The sequence below is a fragment of the Sulfitobacter sp. HI0027 genome, assembly GCF_001634775.1.
Lineage (GTDB): Bacteria > Pseudomonadota > Alphaproteobacteria > Rhodobacterales > Rhodobacteraceae > Sulfitobacter.
On record NZ_LWER01000430.1, the window covers coordinates 1 to 368 of the forward strand.

The 368-nt window shown below is 57.3% G+C and carries 1 pseudogene; it reads left to right on the forward strand.

The features are described 5' to 3' along the window. Nucleotides 1–295 (forward strand): annotated as a pseudogene (locus tag A3722_RS18985) (IS630 family transposase); the annotation flags it as partial. Nucleotides 296–368 lie beyond the last annotated feature (73 nt).

The following is a 368-nucleotide window of genomic DNA, read 5'->3' on the forward strand; positions in this document are numbered from 1 at the left end:
GGCCAGTTTGAGTTTTTTGTGGCTCGAAAAGCACCCGCGCTTCAAGCTGCACTTCACGCCCACCAGCGCGTCTTGGCTGAGCCTGGTGGAGCGCTTCTTTGCCGAGATCACATCAAGGCGCATCCGGCGCGGCAGCTATTCCAGCGTCAATGATCTTGAGGCCGCGATCTACGACTATCTGGCCCACCACAACGAGAAGCCAAAGCCCTTCAAATGGACCAAAACCGCAGAGGATATCCTCACCCGGGAACGCCGCGCGCTGGACAAACTCGATGAAACTCGCGGAAACAGGTAGGAAGTGTCAGACTCAGAGCACTAGCTCGATTGCGCCCGAAAGCGCTTTTGATGTGCTGGGTTAGCCGCCAACG